Genomic DNA, 16907 nt, shown 5'->3' with positions numbered 1-16907 from the left:
GGTGCATCCGGGAGGATTCGAACCTCCGACCGCTCGGTTCGTAGCCGAGTACTCTATCCAGCTGAGCTACGGATGCAAAATGGCGGTGAGGCGGGGATTCGAACCCCGGATGCAGCTTTTGACCGCATACTCCCTTAGCAGGGGAGCGCCTTCAGCCTCTCGGCCACCTCACCACACAACACGCCTCTTGCGAGTGCTTCGAAGAACTTGTTTCTGCTCTTCGTCGCTGCGATGGCGCACATATTACTTTCTGAGACTTATAAGTCAAACAATTTTTCGAGAGCTTTTTCCGTTTGCACACTTCACGCGCAATTAGCCTGCAAAAACGGCAAAAAGAGTATTTTATCAACAGGAAATAGCCCTTTACGGCCATTCAAAAGCGACAACGAAAAATGACGTACGGCGAATAAAAACAAAAGAGAGGATGTCGCGAGAGAAGAAACAGGAGAAGAAAAGAGAAAAACGACCGCCGGAGGGATGCGCCTCACAATAAAGCGAGGCGCGGAAAGCTTAGTAACTGGACTGCTGGGATTTTTCAGCCTGGATACGCTGGTAGATTTCTTCACGATGTACAGAGACTTCTTTAGGGGCGTTGACACCAATACGTACCTGGTTACCCTTAACCCCTAAAACTGTCACAGTGACCTCATCTCCAATCATGAGGGTCTCACCAACTCGACGAGTCAGAATCAGCATTCTTTGCTCCTTGAAAGATTAAAAGAGTCGGGTCTCTCGCATCCCGGCATTATCCATCATATAACGCCAAAAAGTAAGCGATGACAAACACCTCGCGGTGTAAGCAGTCACGGCATCACATTCTGTTAAACCTAAGTTTAGCCGATCTACACAACTTCAACCCGACTTTATCGTTATCAGTACTTATGACGCAAGGTGCCGTAATCCTCTGGTTACGGCACCTATACCCGTCATACTTCAAGTTGCATGTGTGTTGGCTTTCCTCGCTCACCCCAGTCACTTACTTGAGTAAGCTCCTGGGGATTCGCTGCGTCGCCGCCTTCCTGCAACTCGAATTATTTAGGGTAAATGCGTTTATAGTTATTACAGTTTTGCGCTGACCCAGCCTTTCACACTGGCTAACGCAGCAGGGAGAGCAGACGCATCGGTACCGCCGGCTTGCGCCATATCCGGACGACCGCCCCCTTTACCGCCCACCTGCTGGGCGACCATACCAACCAGCTCCCCTGCTTTCACGCGGTCTGTCACATCCTTAGACACACCTGCAATCAGAGAAACCTTACCATCCGCTACCGTAGCTAATACAACGACCGTCGAACCGAGCTGGTTTTTCAGATCATCAACCATGGTACGCAGCATTTTCGGCTCAACGCCGGCCAGCTCGCTGACCAGCAGCTTAACGCCGTTAATTTCTTCGGCTTTACTGGAGAGATTAGCGCTCTCCTGCGCTGCAGCCTGCTCTTTCAGCTGCTGCAGCTCTTTTTCCAACTGACGGGTACGCTCAAGCGCCGCGCGAACTTTATCGCCGATGCTGTGGCTATCGCCCTTCAGCAACTGCGCGATATCACTGAGCTGATCGCTCTGCGCATGCAGGCTGGCAATCGCCCCTTCGCCGGTCACCGCTTCAATACGGCGCACGCCTGCGGCGGTACCGGATTCAGAGGTAATACGGAACAGGCCAATATCACCGGTACGCGCTGCGTGAGTACCGCCGCACAGCTCGGTGGAGAAATCGCCCATCCGCAGTACGCGAACGCGATCGTCGTATTTCTCGCCAAACAGCGCCATAGCGCCGGATTCACGCGCGGCATCGATATCCATAATATTGGTTTCGATAGCCAGGTTACGACGGATCTGCGCGTTGACCAGATCTTCTACCGCACGAATCTCTTCCGGCTTCATCGCTTCAAAATGCGAGAAGTCAAAACGCAGCGCTTTATCGTTAACCAGTGAGCCTTTCTGCGCCACGTGGGTACCGAGGACCTGGCGCAGCGCCGCGTGCATCAGGTGCGTCGCGGAGTGGTTGAGACGGATACGCTGACGGCGAGCCTGATCGACATCGGCCTGCACCGCGTCACCCACTTTCAGGGAACCGCTGGCGACTTTACCGATATGACCAATAGCCTGGCCGTACTTCTGCGTATCGCTGACCGCGAAGGAGAAGCCAGCGCCTTTCAGTTCGCCTTTATCGCCTACCTGACCGCCGGATTCCGCATAGAACGGCGTCTGGTCAAGGACTACAACCGCATCCTGACCCGCGCTGACGCTATCAACCGCTTTGCCGTCGATGAACAGCGCAGTAACTTTGCCGTTCAGCTCCAGATGATCGTAGCCTTTAAATTCCGATGCGCCGTCAACGCGAATCATCGCGTTATAGTCAGCGCCGAAACCGCTGGACTCACGTGCGCGGCGGCGCTGCTCTTCCATCGCGGCTTCAAAGCCTGCTTCGTCAACCTTGATGTTGCGCTCGCGGCAGACATCCGCAGTCAGGTCAACCGGGAAGCCATAGGTGTCATACAGACGGAAGGCGGTTTCGCCGTCCAGCGTGTCGCCTTTAAGCTTCGACAGTTCCTCATCCAGCAGCGCCAGTCCACGCTCCAGTGTGCGCGCAAACTGCTCTTCTTCGGTTTTCAGCACCTGCTCAACCAGAGCCTGCTGCTGTTTCAGCTCTTCACCGGCGGCGCCCATCACGTCGATAAGCGGAGCAACCAGTTTCCAGAAGAAGGTGTCTTTCGCGCCCAGCATGTTGCCGTGGCGAATCGCGCGGCGAATGATGCGACGCAGCACGTAGCCGCGGTTTTCATTCGACGGGATCACGCCATCAGCAATCAGGAATGCGCAAGAACGAATGTGGTCGGCGATAACGCGCAGCGACTTGTTAGTCAGATCGGTCGCGCCGGTGACTTTCGCCACGCTCGCAATCAGATTGCGGAACAGGTCGATGTCATAGTTGGAGTTAACGTGCTGCAGAACAGCGGCAATACGCTCCAGCCCCATACCGGTATCAACGGAAGGTTTCGGCAGCGGCTCCATGGTACCGTCAGCCTGACGGTTGAACTGCATGAAGACGATGTTCCAGATCTCAATGTAACGGTCGCCATCTTCTTCCGGGCTTCCCGGAGGGCCGCCCCAGATGTGGTCGCCATGGTCAAAGAAGATTTCGGTGCATGGGCCGCACGGACCGGTATCGCCCATCTGCCAGAAGTTATCAGAAGCAAACGGCGCGCCTTTGTTGTCGCCGATGCGGATAATACGCTCGCGCGGAACGCCCACTTCATTGGCCCAGATGTCGAAAGCTTCGTCATCGGTCTCGTAAACGGTAACCCACAATTTTTCTTTCGGCAGGGCGAACCAGTTCTCACCGGTCAGCAGTTCCCATGCGTATTTGATGGCATCCTGCTTGAAGTAATCGCCGAAGCTGAAGTTGCCCAGCATTTCGAAGAAGGTGTGGTGACGCGCGGTGTAACCGACGTTTTCCAGATCGTTGTGTTTACCGCCCGCACGCACGCAACGCTGCGCGGTGGTCGCGCGCGAATAATTACGTTTGTCGAGACCAAGGAAGACATCCTTGAACTGGTTCATCCCGGCATTGGTAAACAGCAGGGTCGGATCGTTGTGCGGCACCAGGGAGCTGCTGGCAACTACCTGATGTCCCTTACTATGGAAAAAGTCGAGAAACGCCTGACGGATCTCAGCGGTGCTCTTGCTCATAATTATCCTGAAATCAAGCTACACTTCATCCTTCAAGTCGCCTCTGACCTGGCGGAACGTCCTCTCCCGGTAGTGAACTCACGTACGCCCCAGAAGCTGTTCTCTCTTGCCGCCGTGATGCAGCTTGAATGATTTTGTGTATAAGGAATAATCGCCCTGGACGCTGATTATGCAATCACAAGCAGCGGCCCGACGGAATAAAGTGGGAATAAGATAAGTTTTCTTTAGAGGGAAGTAAAATCCCCGATGGGTCAATCTGCAAAATTTCGCCAGATTTCCTGGATATCTTCCATCAGATAGCCGCGGTACAGCAAAAATCGCTGGATTTTAACTTTTTCAGTAAAGGCGGTAGGTAACGGTTCGCCGTATTTACGCTGCGCCTGCTCTTTCGCCAGCGCCGCCCAGTCGATTTCACACTCGCGCATCGCGCTTTCGATGTCGCTGCGGCCAATGCCCTTTTGATTCAACTCCTGGCGGATACGTGCCGGCCCGTAGCCCTTGCGGCTCCGGCTGGCAATAAACTGGCGAACAAAACGCTGGTCATCAAGATAGCGGTTTTCCAGGCACCAGCCGACCACCTGTTCGAGCTCTTCCGGCGTGATGTCCAGCTTTTCAGGGCCGTTTTTACTCATTACCGGCGCCGCCAGCTTACGCCGAAGCTCCTGTTCGCTATGATCGCGCATCGCCAGAATACGAATTGCGCGATCCAACAGACGCGCATAGCCGGAGCGGCGTGGTGAAGTCTCAGTCACAGGCACCTCGATAATCTAAGAAAAGCAAAAGGGCCGCATCAGCAGCCCTTTGTCACTCTTTTAGACGATATCAGAAATCTTGTTCGGTTTCTTCTGCGTCGTTGCCGTCAACCGCGAAGTCCGGCGTGGAGTCCTGGTTGTTGAGCAGCAGTTCGCGAACTTTCTTCTCAATTTCTTTCGCCGCCGCCGGGTTATCTTTCAGCCAGGAGATTGCGTTCGCTTTACCCTGACCGATTTTGTCGCCGTTGTAGCTATACCAGGCGCCCGCTTTTTCAATCAGCTTCTCTTTCACGCCGAGGTCAACCAGCTCGCCGAAGAAGTTGATGCCTTCACCGTAGAGGATCTGGAATTCAGCCTGTTTGAACGGCGCGGCGATTTTGTTTTTCACCACTTTCACGCGGGTTTCGCTGCCGACAACGTTGTCGCCCTCTTTCACCGCGCCGATGCGGCGAATGTCCAGACGCACGGAAGCGTAGAACTTCAGCGCGTTACCACCGGTGGTGGTTTCCGGGTTACCGAACATCACGCCGATTTTCATACGGATCTGGTTGATGAAGATCAGCAGCGTGTTGGACTGCTTCAGGTTACCAGCCAGTTTACGCATCGCCTGGCTCATCATACGCGCCGCGAGGCCCATGTGAGAGTCGCCGATTTCGCCTTCGATTTCCGCCTTCGGCGTCAGCGCCGCCACGGAGTCGACGACGATAACGTCTACCGCGCCGGAACGCGCCAGCGCGTCACAGATTTCCAGCGCCTGCTCGCCGGTATCCGGCTGGGAGCACAGCAGGTTGTCGATATCAACGCCCAGCTTGCGGGCATATACCGGATCCAGCGCGTGTTCGGCATCGATGAACGCACAGGTTTTGCCTTCACGCTGCGCTGCGGCGATAACCTGCAGCGTCAGGGTAGTTTTACCCGATGATTCCGGCCCGTAGATCTCAACGATACGGCCCATTGGCAGACCGCCTGCGCCGAGCGCGATATCCAGAGAAAGCGAACCGGTGGAGATGGTTTCCACGTCCATGGAACGGTCTTCACCCAGGCGCATGATGGAGCCTTTACCGAATTGCTTTTCGATCTGGCCCAGTGCTGCCGCCAACGCTTTCTGTTTGTTTTCGTCGATCGCCATTGTTACTCCTGTCATGCGAGGTGAAGCGCGTTCGCTTCGCCGTTAATATTTGTTCAGTTGAGGCAATTATACTGTATGGTCATACAGTATCAAGTATTTTGTAGAAATTGTTGCCAGAGCAGATTTAACGCATAGGCCGTCGCCTGACGACGCACCGCTTCGCGGTCTCCGGCAAAGCATTCGCGGCGGGTCACGCCCTGCCCGTTCGCACAGGCGACGCCGAACCACACGGTGCCGACGGGCTTCTCCGCGCTGCCGCCGTCCGGGCCGGCGATACCGCTGACCGATACCGCATAGGTGGCGCGCGCCGCGCGTAGCGCGCCAATCGCCATCTCGACAACCACCGGTTCGCTCACCGCGCCGTTATCCAGTAACGTCACTTCGCTCACGCCAATCATCTGCGATTTGGCTTCGTTGCTATAGGTCACGAAACCGCGCTCAAACCACGCTGAGCTACCGGCAATATCGGTCAGCGCTTTGGCTATCCAGCCGCCGGTGCAGGACTCCGCGGTGGTCACCGTCGCGCCCTGAGCTTTCAGCGCCAGCCCAACCTGTTCGCTTAGCTGCATTAATTCTGAATCGGTCATTTTTGCCCCGCTTAAGCCAGATAAAGAGGCCATCAAAGATAGCACTTTCGGCAGAGATATGGGGACGAGCTGGTGATTTTACGAGGGGGGATCCAAAAATGGGCCGTCCCGCTGCAACCAGGACGACCAGACAACCCGTTACTTCATACTATTGACGATGAGCTCGACGTTATGGCGCAGCATTTTAACGTAGCTATCGGCCACGCCGCCCGGCTTAGACAGCGCTTCCGGATAGAGTTCGCCGCCCGGTTGCGCCCCCGTCGCGCCAGCGATTTGCTGCACCAGACGCGGGTCCAGCTGGTTCTCCATAAACCAGGTATGCACGCCATCGGCTTTGATTTGCTTAATCAACGCCGCCACCTGCGCCGCGCTGGCTTCGCTCTCGGATGAGAGTCCCTGCGGCGCGAGGAACGTCACGTTGTAAGCGCGGCCAAAATAGCCGAAAGCATCATGGCTGGTCAGCACTTTACGCTTCGCCTGCGGGATGGCGCTAAACTGCGCCTTCGCCCAGCCGTCAATTGCCGTCAGCTGCTCGATATAACGCTTACCGCTGCTCTGGAGCGCCGTTTTATCCTGCGGATCGGCTTTCACCAGGCCATCAAGGATATTCTGCGCGTACAACGCGCCATTAGCGGCGCTATTCCAGGCGTGCGGATCGGTCACCGTTTTACCGTCTTCATCAAGGGTATGCGTCTTAACCCCTTTTGACGCCACCACTAATTCGCCCTTAAAACCGGACGCTTTCACCAGCCGATCCAGCCACCCTTCCAGACCAAGCCCGTTGACCACCACCACGTCGGCTTTGCTGAGCAGCGCGCTATCCTTCGGTGAAGGTTCAAAGGTGTGCGGATCGCCATCCGGCCCTACCAGCGTATCGACATGAACATGCTCGCCGCCGACCTGCTGCACCATATCGCCCAGCACCGAAAAGCTGCTTACCACGTTCAGCGTTTTTGCTATCGCCCCCTGCGCCATCAGCCCCACGGCTAACGCCATCACCACTGCACTTCGTTTCATCATTTCCTTACCCCATTAATTTGCGCCAGCCAACGACCAGCCGGCTGCGCGTGCCAAAAAACACTGAAATAAAAAACAGTACGCTGGCGGTCAGCACGATGGCGGGCCCGGCGGGTAAATTCACTGCCCACGAAAGGCTCAATCCCATCCAGGCGCAAAACGCGCCGATCGCCGCCGCCAGCAACAAAATGCCCGGCAGCGTTCGCGCCCAGCAGCGCGCCGCTACCGCGGGCAACATCATCAGCCCTACCGCCATTAGCGTGCCGAGCACCTGGAACCCCGCCACCAGATTCAGTACCAATAGCGCGAGAAACAGGCCGTGCAGCAGCGCCGGTAGCCGCCGCGCGTTGACCTGTAGCCAGGCGCTATCGAACGCCTCGCTGACCAGCCCGCGATAAAACAGCGCAATGCACAGCAGCGTCAGGCTCGCCACGCCGGTGACAAAGAACGCCGCGTCGCTATCCACCGCCAGAATCGAACCGAACAGCAGGTGCAGCAGATCGACGCTGGAGCCGCGCAGCGAGACCAGCGTGACGCCAAGCGCCAGCGAGCCGAGGTAAAACCCGGCAAAACTGGCGTCCTCTTTCAGCGGCGTTCGCCGACTGACCCACCCCGCCACCAGCGCCACCGCGATCCCGGCGATAAATCCGCCAACGCTCATCGCCAGCAGCGACATGCCGTTAAGGAGATAACCCGCCGCCACTCCCGGCAGAATGGCGTGCGACAGCGCATCGCCCATCAGGCTCATCCGTCGCAGCAGCAATAGCACGCCTAACATGGTGGTGCTCAGCGACAGCGCGAAGCACACCACCAGCGCCCGGCGCATAAAGCCAAATTCAATAAAAGGTTGAAAAAAGGTATGCCAGATCATGCCTGCCTCGCGGTGTTGAAGGCGGGAAGCACGCTTGATGTCTCGCCCCAGCGCGCGTGCAAAGGTTCAAGCAGCAGCGTCTCGGGAAAGAAATCGGCCACGCACTGGTTATCGTGCAGCACCGCCAGTATCGTTTGCCCCTGGCGGTGCATATCGACGATAAGCGCCATCAGCTCGCGGCTGGTGGCCTCATCGACGCCGGTAAACGGCTCGTCCAACATCACCAGCGGCGCCTGTTGCACCATCACCCTGGCAAAGAGCATGCGCTGGAACTGGCCGCCCGAGAGCTCTTCAATCGGCGTATTGGCCAGCGCGCTGAGCCCCACCCGCTCGAGCGCCGCCTTGATGCGCTGACGCTCGTCGTCGCCCAGACCGCGCAGCAGCGAGACCCGCGGCCAGGCCCCCTGGCTGACGACATCGCGCACCAGCAGCGGAAACTGTGATTCCAGGGCATGGCGCTGCGCCAGCCAGCCGACCACGGGCCGCCCTTTGCGCCAGTTAAGCCGTCCGCTAACCGGCGGAATAAATCCAGCCAGCGTTTTCAGCAGCGTCGATTTACCGCAGCCATTAAGCCCGACAATCGCCGTCAGGCTTCCCGCCGCAATCACGCCGCTCATCGCCGGAGTGATTGCCATGCCTTCATACCCGGCAACCAGATGATCCAACTCAATCATGGCAGCGCCACCGCCCACCATGTGGCCAGCCATAGCGCCGCCAGCAGTCCGCAGGCGATTGCCACGCGCGCCGCGCCGGATGCCATAAAAACCGATGTGAACATATTTCCGCCCCAATAAAATGTTATAACATAACGATATGGGATTCAGAAAAGAATGTAAATCTGCGTCAGCAAGAGGAAATGTAACAAAGGTCAACAAAAGGCATGCAGAAGGGAAAAAACGGATGGATAAGCGCGGCGTCCCGGGGCTACCAACCGGATACCAGACCGTAGCCCGGATAAGGCGCTACGCGCCGCCATCCGGGGAACTCGAAATATGTCGGCTGGATGAAAGGATCAATACCCGCCGCGGGCCTGCGAAACCGCCAGCCCCAGCTGCCAGACAGCCATCGCGTAGTGGGTGCTGTGGTTATATCGGGTGATAGTGTAGAAGTTCGGCAGACCATACCAGTACTGGTACCCGGTGCCGATATCCAGCCGCAGCAGACTGGCCTGCTGATGGTTGCCAAGCGGCTGCGTTGGGGTTAATCCCGCCGCCGACAGCTGTGAAACGCTGTATTTGGTTTTAAAGCCGTTATCCAGACCCGGCGCCTGGCCCAGCGCCTGCACCGCGACGGTATCGCCGCTCACCCAACCGTGCTGTTTAAAGTAGTTCGCCACGCTACCGATGGCATCAACCGGATCCCACAGGTTGATATGACCGTCGCCGTTGAAGTCCACCGCGTATTGCTTATACGACGACGGCATAAACTGGCCGTAGCCCATCGCGCCGGCAAAGGAGCCTTTCAGATCCAGCGGGTCATCGCTTTCGCTGCGCGCCATCAGCAGGAAGGTTTCCAGCTCAGAGGAGAAGTATTCAGCGCGGCGCGGATAGTTAAACGACAGCGTCGCCAGCGCATCGAGGATGCGGGTTTTGCCCATCACCCGGCCCCAACGGGTTTCCACGCCGATAATGCCGACGATGATTTCCGGCGGTACGCCGTAGACCTGATACGCGCGGTTCAGCGCGTCCTGATACTGGTTCCAGAACACCACGCCGTTCTGCACGTTATCCGGCGTAATAAACTGTTTCTTATAGCGTAACCAGGCGCCGTTTGGCCCGGTCGGCGGCAGCCCGCTCGGCGCCTGGCGATCCATCAGCCGCAGCACGTAGTCCAGGCGCTTAGCCTGCGACAGGATCTCCTGGAGCTGCTGTCTATCGAAGCCGTGCTTCGCCACCATCTTATCGATGAACTGCGCCGCCGCTGGGTTATTGGCGAAATCGCCGCCCATCTGCATCACGTTATGCTGCGGTTCCAGCAAAAAGCCGCCGGTTCCGCTCGCCATCTCCGCTTCCGCGGGGGTCTTAGGTTTGCTGCTGCAGGCAGCCAGAAGTGCACATAAAGGGAGTAAAGCCAGATAGCGACGCTTCAACATGGGAATTCCATTTAACAAAATCGGCAAAGGGTAATTATGGTAAAGCATGCGCCCGCCAACAAGGAAGCGGCAATACATTTGCAGACAAAATAGTCCTTTTTTTGCACGTTCTCCGAGTTCGATCCGCACGTTAATTTTTTCACTCATCGCGCACAAACTTTCAAAATAAAATATTTATCTTTCATTTTGCGATCAATTTAACACTTTTAAACCTTTCAAAGTAATTAAAATCAGCCTCCAGTTAGCAAGAAAAATAACACGCTGAAGGAGAGAACAATGATTGAAATCGTTACCCACGGCGCTGAGTGGTTCATCGGCCTGTTTCAGAAAGGCGGCGAGGTGTTTACCGGTATGGTGACCGGTATCCTGCCGCTGCTGATAAGCCTGCTGGTGATCATGAACGCGCTGATCAACTTTATCGGCCAGCAGCGGATCGAAAAGCTGGCGCAGCGCTGCGCCGGCAACCCGCTTACCCGTTACCTGCTGCTGCCCTGCATCGGCACCTTTGTCTTCTGCAATCCCATGACCTTAAGCCTTGGCCGCTTTATGCCGGAGAAATACAAACCGAGCTACTACGCGGCGGCCTCCTATAGCTGTCATTCGATGAACGGGCTGTTTCCGCACATCAACCCCGGCGAGCTGTTTGTTTATCTCGGCATCGCCAACGGCCTCACCACGCTAGGCCTGCCGCTTGGCCCGCTGGCGGTGAGCTACCTGCTGGTTGGCCTGGTAACCAACTTCTTCCGCGGCTGGGTCACCGACCTGACCACCTCTATTTTCGAGAGAAAAATGGCGATTCAACTTGACCAGAAAGTGCGTCTGTCAGGAGCGACATCATGACCCGTATTCGTATTGAAAAAGGGACCGGCGGTTGGGGCGGCCCGCTTGAACTCGACGTTGTTGAGGGCAAAAAGATTGTCTATATCACCGCAGGCACCCGCCCGGCGATCGTCGATACGCTCGCCAGCCTGACCGGCTGGCAGGCGGTTGATGGATTTAAAGAAGGTGAACCGGCGGAAAGCGAAATTGGCCTCGCCATTATTGACTGCGGCGGCACCCTGCGTTGCGGCCTCTACCCGAAGCGCCGTATTCCGACCATCAACATCCACGCCACCGGTAAATCCGGGCCGCTGGCGCAGTATATCGTCGAAGATATTTACGTCTCCGGAGTCAAAGAAGAGAACATCAAACTGCTGGAAGATAGCGGCGAGACGGCAGTGCACCCACTCCCCGCCGCGGGCCGCGATTACGATGCCAGCAAGAAGATTACCGAACAGAGCGACGGCCTGCTGGCTAAGGTCGGGATGGGGATGGGATCGGTGGTTGCGGTACTGTTCCAGGCCGGGCGTGACACCATTGATACGGTGCTGAAAACCATTCTGCCGTTTATGGCCTTCGTCTCGGCGCTGATCGGCATCATCATGGCCTCCGGCATCGGCGACTGGATTGCCCACGGCCTGGCGCCGCTCGCCAGCCATCCGCTGGGGCTGGTGACGCTGGCGCTGATCTGCTCCTTCCCGTTGTTATCGCCGTTTCTCGGCCCCGGTGCGGTGATAGCCCAGGTGATCGGCGTGCTGATTGGCGTCCAGATCGGCCTTGGCAACATTCCACCGCATCTCGCCCTGCCCGCGCTGTTTGCCATTAATGCCCAGGCCGCCTGCGATTTTATCCCGGTAGGCCTGTCGCTGGCCGAAGCCCGTCAGGATACCGTACGCGTCGGCGTGCCGTCGGTGCTGGTCAGCCGCTTCCTCACCGGCGCGCCAACCGTGCTGATCGCGTGGTTCGTTTCCGGATTTATTTACCAATAAGAGGTTCCTGAAGATGACCGTCATTTACCACACCACTATTACCCGTATCGGTGCCAGCGCGGCGACGGCGCTGGAAGAACAGATGCTCATTACCTTCCGCGAGGGCGCCCCAGCGGATATCGAAGAGTATTGCTTTATTCACAGCCACGGCGAGCTGTGCGGCGAGCTGCACCCGGGCGCAGAGCTACAGCTCGGCGATCGGCATTATCCGGTGACCGCCGTCGGCGAGGTCGCCGAGCAAAACCTGCGCGAGCTGGGCCACATCACCCTGCGCTTTGACGGCCATCGTCAGGCGGAGTTTCCCGGAACCGTTCACGTCGCGGGCCCGGTACCGGACGCCATCGCGACCGGCTGTGTACTGAAATTTGTTGCTTAGAAGGAGAGAAAGATGAATCAGGTTGCTGTTGTCATTGGTGGCGGACAAACCTTAGGAGAGTTTCTGTGCCGCGGTCTGGCCGCCGAGGGCTACCGCGTGGCGGTGGTCGATATCCAAAGTGAAAAAGCCAGCCGCGTCGCCCAGGAGATCAACGCTGAATATGGCGAAGGTACGGCATACGGCTTCGGCGCCGACGCCACCAGCGAAGCCAGCGTCACGGCGCTGGCTCACGGCGTGGATGAGATTTTCACGCGCGTCGATCTCCTGGTCTACAGCGCCGGTATCGCTAAGGCCGCCTTTATTAGCGACTTCGCGCTGGGCGATTTTGACCGCTCACTGCAGGTCAACCTGGTGGGCTATTTCCTCTGCGCCCGCGAGTTCTCACGGCTGATGATCCGCGATGGCATTAAAGGTCGCATCATTCAGATCAACTCGAAATCCGGCAAAGTCGGCAGTAAGCATAACTCAGGCTATAGCGCGGCGAAGTTCGGCGGCGTCGGGCTGACCCAGTCGCTGGCGCTGGATCTGGCGGAATACGGCATTACCGTGCATTCGCTGATGCTCGGCAATCTGTTGAAATCACCGATGTTCCAGTCGCTGCTGCCGCAGTACGCCACCAAGCTCGGCATTGATGAGAGCGAAGTCGAGCAGTACTACATCGATAAGGTGCCGTTGAAACGCGGCTGCGATTACCAGGATGTGCTGAACGTGTTGATGTTCTACGCCAGCCCGCAGGCATCGTACTGCACCGGGCAGTCGATTAACGTCACCGGCGGCCAGGTGATGTTTTAAAAGGTTCCCGGATGGCGCTGCGCTTATCCGGGCAACAAAACTGTAGGTCGGGTAAGGCGTTAGCCGCCACCCGACAAAAAACGGTACCCGGGTTGTACCCGGCATCACACCTTCAGGAGACATTATGGTTACCGCACTCATTACCGTCGCCGCTATTGCCTGGCTTTGCCAACTGGCGTTCGGCGGCTGGCAGATCCGCCGCTTCAATCGCGCCTTTGATAGCCTTTGCCAGCAGGGCCGCGTCGGCGTCGGCCGCTCCTCCGGGCGCTTTAAACCGCGCGCGATTGTCGCTATCGCCGTCGATGAAAACGATCGTATTTGCGATACGCTGTTGATGAAGGGACTCACCGTCTTCGCCAGTCCGCAAAAAATCCCCACGCTTAGCGGTAAACATCTCGAGGAATTGCAGCCTGATGTGATCTTTCCCAATGATCCGCTCTGTCAGAATGCACTATCATTAGCGCTTAATCCGAAACATGCATAATTTCGTTGTGAAAGTTAATATCTTGCGAAATTATCACTTCGAAACTTAAACGCAGGATACAACGCCTATGAAACCACGTCAGCGCCAGGCAGCCATTCTCGAGTACCTGCAATCGCAGGGCAAATGCTCGGTCGAAGAGCTGGCGCAACACTTCGACACCACCGGCACCACTATCCGCAAGGATCTGGTGATTCTGGAGAATGCCGGGACCGTCATCCGCACCTACGGCGGCGTAGTGTTAAATAAAGACGAGGCCGACCCGCCTATCGACCACAAGACGCTGATCAACACCCATAAGAAAGCGCAGATTGCCGAGGCCGCCGTGCGATACATCCACGATGGCGATTCAATTATCCTCGACGCCGGCAGCACCGTGCTGCAGATGGTGCCATTGCTGAGCCGCTTCAATAACATCACGGTGATGACCAACAGCCTGCATATCGTCAACGCGCTTTCCGAGCTGGATAACGAGCAGACCATCCTGATGCCGGGCGGCACCTTCCGTAAAAAATCGGCCTCCTTTCACGGCCAACTGGCGGAAAACGCCTTCGAACAATTCAGCTTCGACAAGCTGTTTATGGGCACCGACGGCATTGATCTGGTCGCGGGCGTCACCACCTTTAACGAGGTCTATACCGTAAGTAAGGCGATGTGTAACGCCGCCCGCGAAGTGATCCTGATGGCCGACTCATCCAAGTTTGGCCGTAAAAGTCCCAACATTGTCTGCGGCCTTGAACGCGTGGATAAATTGATTACCGATGCCGATATTGACCCTGAATTCCAGCGGGCGCTGGAAGCCAAAGGTATTGAAGTCATTATTACTGGAGAACATCATGAGTAACTTTTTGTTAGAGGCCGGACGCCAGACCCTGATGCTTGAGCTGCAGGAGGCGAGCCGCCTGCCGGAACGCCTGGGCGACGACTTCATCCGCGCGGCGGAAACCATCATCCACTGCGAGGGCAAACTGATTGTCTCCGGTATCGGTAAATCCGGCCACATCGGTAAAAAGCTGGCGGCAACCTTCGCCAGCACCGGCACCCCGGCCTTTTTCGTCCATCCGGCGGAAGCCCTGCACGGCGATCTCGGCATGCTCGATAGCCGCGACGTGATGCTGTTTATCTCCTACTCCGGTAGCGCGAAAGAGCTGGATCTCATCGTGCCGCGGCTGGAAGAGAAATCCATTCCGCTGCTGGCGATGACCGGCAAATCCACCTCGCCGCTGGCGCTGGCGGCGAAAGCGGTGCTGGATATCGCCGTGGAGCGCGAAGCCTGCCCGATGCATCTGGCGCCGACCTCCAGCACCGTCAACACGCTGATGCTGGGCGACGCGCTGGCGATGGCGGTGATGCAGGCGCGCGGTTTCAATGAAGAAGATTTCGCCCGTTCCCACCCGGCGGGCGCCCTCGGCGCGCGTCTGTTGAACAAAGTACATCACCTGATGCGCCGCGACGAAGAAGTACCGCGGGTCAATGCCGACGCCAACGTCATGGACGCCATGCTTGAACTAAGCCGAACCGGGCTCGGCCTGGTGGCGGTCTGCGATGAAGCCAACCGCGTGCAGGGCGTTTTCACCGACGGCGACCTGCGCCGCTGGCTGGTTGCTGGCGGTACGCTCAACGATAGCGTCACTCGGGCGATGACCCGCAACGGCGTAACGCTGCAGGCGGAAAGCCGCGCGGTGGAAGCCAAAGAGCGGCTGATGAAACACAAAATCAGCGCCGCGCCGGTCGTGGATGAAAACGGCCAACTGGTCGGCGCCATCAACCTGCAGAACTTTTACCAGGCAGGGATCCTTTAAGCCCCAGTCGTTTCGCCAGCCGATGCAGGTTGGCGACGTCCAGCTCCAGCGCACGGGCGGTCGCCGCCCAGTTGCGCTGGTTCGCCTCCAGGGCGCGGCTAATCGCTTCTCGCTGAAAAGAGTCAGTCGCCTCGCGCAAATTGACGTTTTCCGTCGCCGGCGCCGCTGCCGCCGTCTCAGTCGGCAACATCGGCGCCGTCACCGCAAACTGGAAATGCTGCGGCTCCAGTACCACTTCATCACCGGCCTGGGTGGCCCGCGCCAGCACCACCGCCCGGTGAATAGCATGCTCCAGTTCGCGCACGTTGCCCGGCCAGGACCACTGCTGCAGCCTGTTTCGCGCCGCCTCAGCCAAAATGACCCGCGCCAGCCCCATCCGCAGGCGGCACTGCTCACAGAAATAGCCCGCCAGCAGCACCACATCGTTCTCCCGTTCGCGTAGCGCCGGAACCGACAGCGGGAAGACGCTCAGCCGATGGTACAGATCGGCGCGAAAGCGCCCTTCCACCACCTCCTGGCGCAGATCGCGGTTCGTCGCCGCCAGCACCCGCACATCGACCCGCAGGCTGCGGTCATCGCCGACGCGCTGAATATCGCCATACTGCAACACGCGCAGCAGCTTCGCCTGCAACGCCAGCGACAGTTCGCCGATTTCATCAAGGAACAGGGTGCCGTTATCAGCCATCTCAAATTTACCGCTGCGGTTGCTGATAGCCCCGGTAAATGCCCCTTTCACATGGCCGAACAGCTCGCTCTCCGCCACGCTTTCCGGCAGCGCCGCGCAGTTGAGATAGACCAGCGGATTGGCGGCTCGCGGCGATCCCTGGTGCACCGCCTTCGCCACCAGCTCTTTACCGGTGCCGGTTTCGCCGCTTATCAGCACGTTTAAATCCGAGGCGGCGACGATATCGATCTCTTTTTTCAGCTGCAGCATGGGTGCCGACAGGCCGATAATCTCCTGACGCTCAGGCTGCGCGTCATTCACCGGTTGCACCGGCAACACATTTTGCGCCTCAAGGCGGGCGATGAGCAGCGCGTTATTCAAGGCGCCAGCCACCAGCGCGGCAATCAATCGCAGCTCTTCATCGCTGAAACTATCGAAACGATCGGCATCCATACCATCAAGGGTCAGCGCGCCAATCAGCGTCTGTCCGGCAAACAGCGGCAGGCCAACGCAGGCGTGAACCTTCAGGCTCTCATGACCGGGGATCAGCCCGTCATAGGGGTCGGGCAAATCGCTATCCGCCGGGAAGCGCACCACATCCCCGGCGCGCGCAATCGCCTCAAGCCGCGGGTGTCCTTCCAGGGCAAAGCGCCGACCAAGCACATCCTGCGCCAGGCCATCGATCGCCAGCGGCACAAACTGATGCGCCTCATAGCGCAGCAGCGCTGAGGCATCGCAGCCGAGGATCTGCCGCAGGGTAGTAATCAGGCGCGAAAAACGGTCGGCATGACCGATATCGCTTTGTAAATCAATGGCGATTCTCGCCAACTCGTCGACGGAAAAACTCAT

The 16907-nt window shown here is 57.8% G+C and carries 17 protein-coding genes and 2 tRNA genes; 7 read left to right on the top strand and 12 right to left on the bottom strand.

Annotated features, from left to right (window positions below; all coding sequences use genetic code 11):
• Positions 1-2: 2 nt before the first annotated feature.
• The 11 genes from AC2CGP_RS17640 to mltB all read right to left on the bottom strand — a co-directional run bounded on the left by AC2CGP_RS17640 (position 3) and on the right by mltB (position 10135).
• Positions 3-76, bottom strand: a tRNA-Arg gene (locus AC2CGP_RS17640).
• Between the two features lie 4 nt (positions 77-80).
• Positions 81-173, bottom strand: a tRNA-Ser gene (locus AC2CGP_RS17635).
• A 337-nt stretch (positions 174-510) separates the two neighbouring features.
• A complete protein-coding gene (gene csrA, locus AC2CGP_RS17630) occupies positions 511-696 on the bottom strand; it encodes a carbon storage regulator CsrA (protein ID WP_000906486.1) in 186 nt (61 codons plus the stop codon).
• Between the two features lie 363 nt (positions 697-1059).
• On the bottom strand, positions 1060-3687 hold the full coding sequence (gene alaS, locus AC2CGP_RS17625) for an alanine--tRNA ligase (RefSeq protein WP_015703239.1): 2628 nt from the start codon (positions 3685-3687) through the stop codon (positions 1060-1062).
• Between the two features lie 251 nt (positions 3688-3938).
• Complete coding sequence (gene recX, locus AC2CGP_RS17620) at positions 3939-4439, bottom strand: recombination regulator RecX (RefSeq protein WP_042894995.1); 501 nt, start codon at positions 4437-4439, stop codon at positions 3939-3941.
• 70 nt (positions 4440-4509) lie between these two features.
• Positions 4510-5568, bottom strand: a complete 1059-nt coding sequence (gene recA / locus AC2CGP_RS17615) for a recombinase RecA (RefSeq protein WP_015370055.1) — start codon at positions 5566-5568, stop codon at positions 4510-4512.
• Positions 5569-5657: 89 nt separating this feature from the next.
• The gene (pncC, locus tag AC2CGP_RS17610; RefSeq protein WP_020078118.1) at positions 5658-6155 is read right to left on the bottom strand and encodes a nicotinamide-nucleotide amidase; all 498 of its coding nucleotides are present in this window, start codon (positions 6153-6155) and stop codon (positions 5658-5660) included.
• 138 nt (positions 6156-6293) lie between these two features.
• Positions 6294-7172, bottom strand: a complete 879-nt coding sequence (locus AC2CGP_RS17605; protein WP_045388878.1) for a metal ABC transporter substrate-binding protein — start codon at positions 7170-7172, stop codon at positions 6294-6296.
• Between the two features lie 7 nt (positions 7173-7179).
• Positions 7180-8043 (bottom strand): metal ABC transporter permease, encoded by an 864-nt coding sequence (locus AC2CGP_RS17600; protein ID WP_015370052.1) that lies wholly within the window; start codon positions 8041-8043, stop codon positions 7180-7182.
• The gene (locus AC2CGP_RS17595) at positions 8040-8750 is read right to left on the bottom strand and encodes a metal ABC transporter ATP-binding protein (RefSeq protein WP_162619001.1); all 711 of its coding nucleotides are present in this window, start codon (positions 8748-8750) and stop codon (positions 8040-8042) included. Before AC2CGP_RS17595 ends, AC2CGP_RS17600 begins: the two co-directional genes overlap by 4 nt.
• 305 nt (positions 8751-9055) lie before the next feature.
• Positions 9056-10135, bottom strand: a complete 1080-nt coding sequence (gene mltB, locus AC2CGP_RS17590) for a lytic murein transglycosylase B (protein WP_020078114.1) — start codon at positions 10133-10135, stop codon at positions 9056-9058.
• A 276-nt stretch (positions 10136-10411) separates the two neighbouring features.
• On the opposite strand from mltB, the gene srlA reads away from it, so the two are divergent.
• The 7 genes from srlA to gutQ all read left to right on the top strand — a co-directional run bounded on the left by srlA (position 10412) and on the right by gutQ (position 15394).
• On the top strand, positions 10412-10975 hold the full coding sequence (gene srlA / locus AC2CGP_RS17585) for a PTS glucitol/sorbitol transporter subunit IIC (RefSeq protein ID WP_015370048.1): 564 nt from the start codon (positions 10412-10414) through the stop codon (positions 10973-10975).
• Positions 10972-11943 carry a PTS glucitol/sorbitol transporter subunit IIB gene (srlE, locus tag AC2CGP_RS17580; RefSeq protein ID WP_032712390.1) on the top strand — a complete coding sequence of 324 codons (972 nt, stop codon included), beginning with the start codon at positions 10972-10974 and terminating at the stop codon, positions 11941-11943. The genes srlA and srlE overlap by 4 nt, the downstream gene beginning before the upstream one ends.
• Before the next feature lie 13 nt (positions 11944-11956).
• The gene (gene srlB / locus AC2CGP_RS17575; RefSeq protein ID WP_047064123.1) at positions 11957-12319 is read left to right on the top strand and encodes a PTS glucitol/sorbitol transporter subunit IIA; all 363 of its coding nucleotides are present in this window, start codon (positions 11957-11959) and stop codon (positions 12317-12319) included.
• Between the two features lie 12 nt (positions 12320-12331).
• Positions 12332-13111: a sorbitol-6-phosphate dehydrogenase gene (gene srlD, locus AC2CGP_RS17570; RefSeq protein ID WP_008806161.1), complete on the top strand. Its 780-nt coding sequence runs from the start codon at positions 12332-12334 to the stop codon at positions 13109-13111.
• Positions 13112-13235: 124 nt separating this feature from the next.
• Positions 13236-13595, top strand: a complete 360-nt coding sequence (gene gutM / locus AC2CGP_RS17565) for a transcriptional regulator GutM (RefSeq protein ID WP_015703248.1) — start codon at positions 13236-13238, stop codon at positions 13593-13595.
• A 67-nt stretch (positions 13596-13662) separates the two neighbouring features.
• Complete coding sequence (gene srlR, locus AC2CGP_RS17560) at positions 13663-14436, top strand: glucitol operon DNA-binding transcriptional repressor SrlR (protein ID WP_032708956.1); 774 nt, start codon at positions 13663-13665, stop codon at positions 14434-14436.
• Entirely contained in the window at positions 14429-15394 is a 966-nt protein-coding gene (gene gutQ / locus AC2CGP_RS17555; RefSeq protein WP_047058932.1) for an arabinose-5-phosphate isomerase GutQ, read from the top strand. The genes srlR and gutQ overlap by 8 nt, the downstream gene beginning before the upstream one ends.
• Here gutQ and norR read toward each other — a convergent pair.
• Positions 15357-16907, bottom strand: coding sequence for a nitric oxide reductase transcriptional regulator NorR (gene norR / locus AC2CGP_RS17550; protein WP_015370042.1), 1551 nt, complete (start codon positions 16905-16907; stop codon positions 15357-15359). The genes gutQ and norR overlap by 38 nt on opposite strands.

This window comes from Klebsiella sp. SYXHC3, from assembly GCF_057196925.1.
This window is presented reverse-complemented; position numbering and strand designations above follow the sequence as displayed.

What these genes read in the sequence shown, in the direction of transcription:
- csrA (WP_000906486.1), bottom strand. Translation starts at nt 696, where the DNA reads ATGCTGATTCTGACTCGTCGAGTTGGTGAGACCCTCATGATTGGAGAT.
- alaS (WP_015703239.1), bottom strand. Translation starts at nt 3,687, where the DNA reads ATGAGCAAGAGCACCGCTGAGATCCGTCAGGCGTTTCTCGACTTTTTC.
- recA (WP_015370055.1), bottom strand. Translation starts at nt 5,568, where the DNA reads ATGGCGATCGACGAAAACAAACAGAAAGCGTTGGCGGCAGCACTGGGC.
- pncC (WP_020078118.1), bottom strand. Translation starts at nt 6,155, where the DNA reads ATGACCGATTCAGAATTAATGCAGCTAAGCGAACAGGTTGGGCTGGCG.
- AC2CGP_RS17605 (WP_045388878.1), bottom strand. Translation starts at nt 7,172, where the DNA reads ATGAAACGAAGTGCAGTGGTGATGGCGTTAGCCGTGGGGCTGATGGCG.
- AC2CGP_RS17600 (WP_015370052.1), bottom strand. Translation starts at nt 8,043, where the DNA reads ATGATCTGGCATACCTTTTTTCAACCTTTTATTGAATTTGGCTTTATG.
- AC2CGP_RS17595 (WP_162619001.1), bottom strand. Translation starts at nt 8,750, where the DNA reads ATGGCTGGCCACATGGTGGGCGGTGGCGCTGCCATGATTGAGTTGGAT.
- mltB (WP_020078114.1), bottom strand. Translation starts at nt 10,135, where the DNA reads ATGTTGAAGCGTCGCTATCTGGCTTTACTCCCTTTATGTGCACTTCTG.
- srlA (WP_015370048.1), top strand. Translation starts at nt 10,412, where the DNA reads ATGATTGAAATCGTTACCCACGGCGCTGAGTGGTTCATCGGCCTGTTT.
- srlE (WP_032712390.1), top strand. Translation starts at nt 10,972, where the DNA reads ATGACCCGTATTCGTATTGAAAAAGGGACCGGCGGTTGGGGCGGCCCG.
- srlB (WP_047064123.1), top strand. Translation starts at nt 11,957, where the DNA reads ATGACCGTCATTTACCACACCACTATTACCCGTATCGGTGCCAGCGCG.
- srlD (WP_008806161.1), top strand. Translation starts at nt 12,332, where the DNA reads ATGAATCAGGTTGCTGTTGTCATTGGTGGCGGACAAACCTTAGGAGAG.
- gutM (WP_015703248.1), top strand. Translation starts at nt 13,236, where the DNA reads ATGGTTACCGCACTCATTACCGTCGCCGCTATTGCCTGGCTTTGCCAA.
- srlR (WP_032708956.1), top strand. Translation starts at nt 13,663, where the DNA reads ATGAAACCACGTCAGCGCCAGGCAGCCATTCTCGAGTACCTGCAATCG.
- gutQ (WP_047058932.1), top strand. Translation starts at nt 14,429, where the DNA reads ATGAGTAACTTTTTGTTAGAGGCCGGACGCCAGACCCTGATGCTTGAG.
- norR (WP_015370042.1), bottom strand. Translation starts at nt 16,907, where the DNA reads ATGAGTTTTTCCGTCGACGAGTTGGCGAGAATCGCCATTGATTTACAA.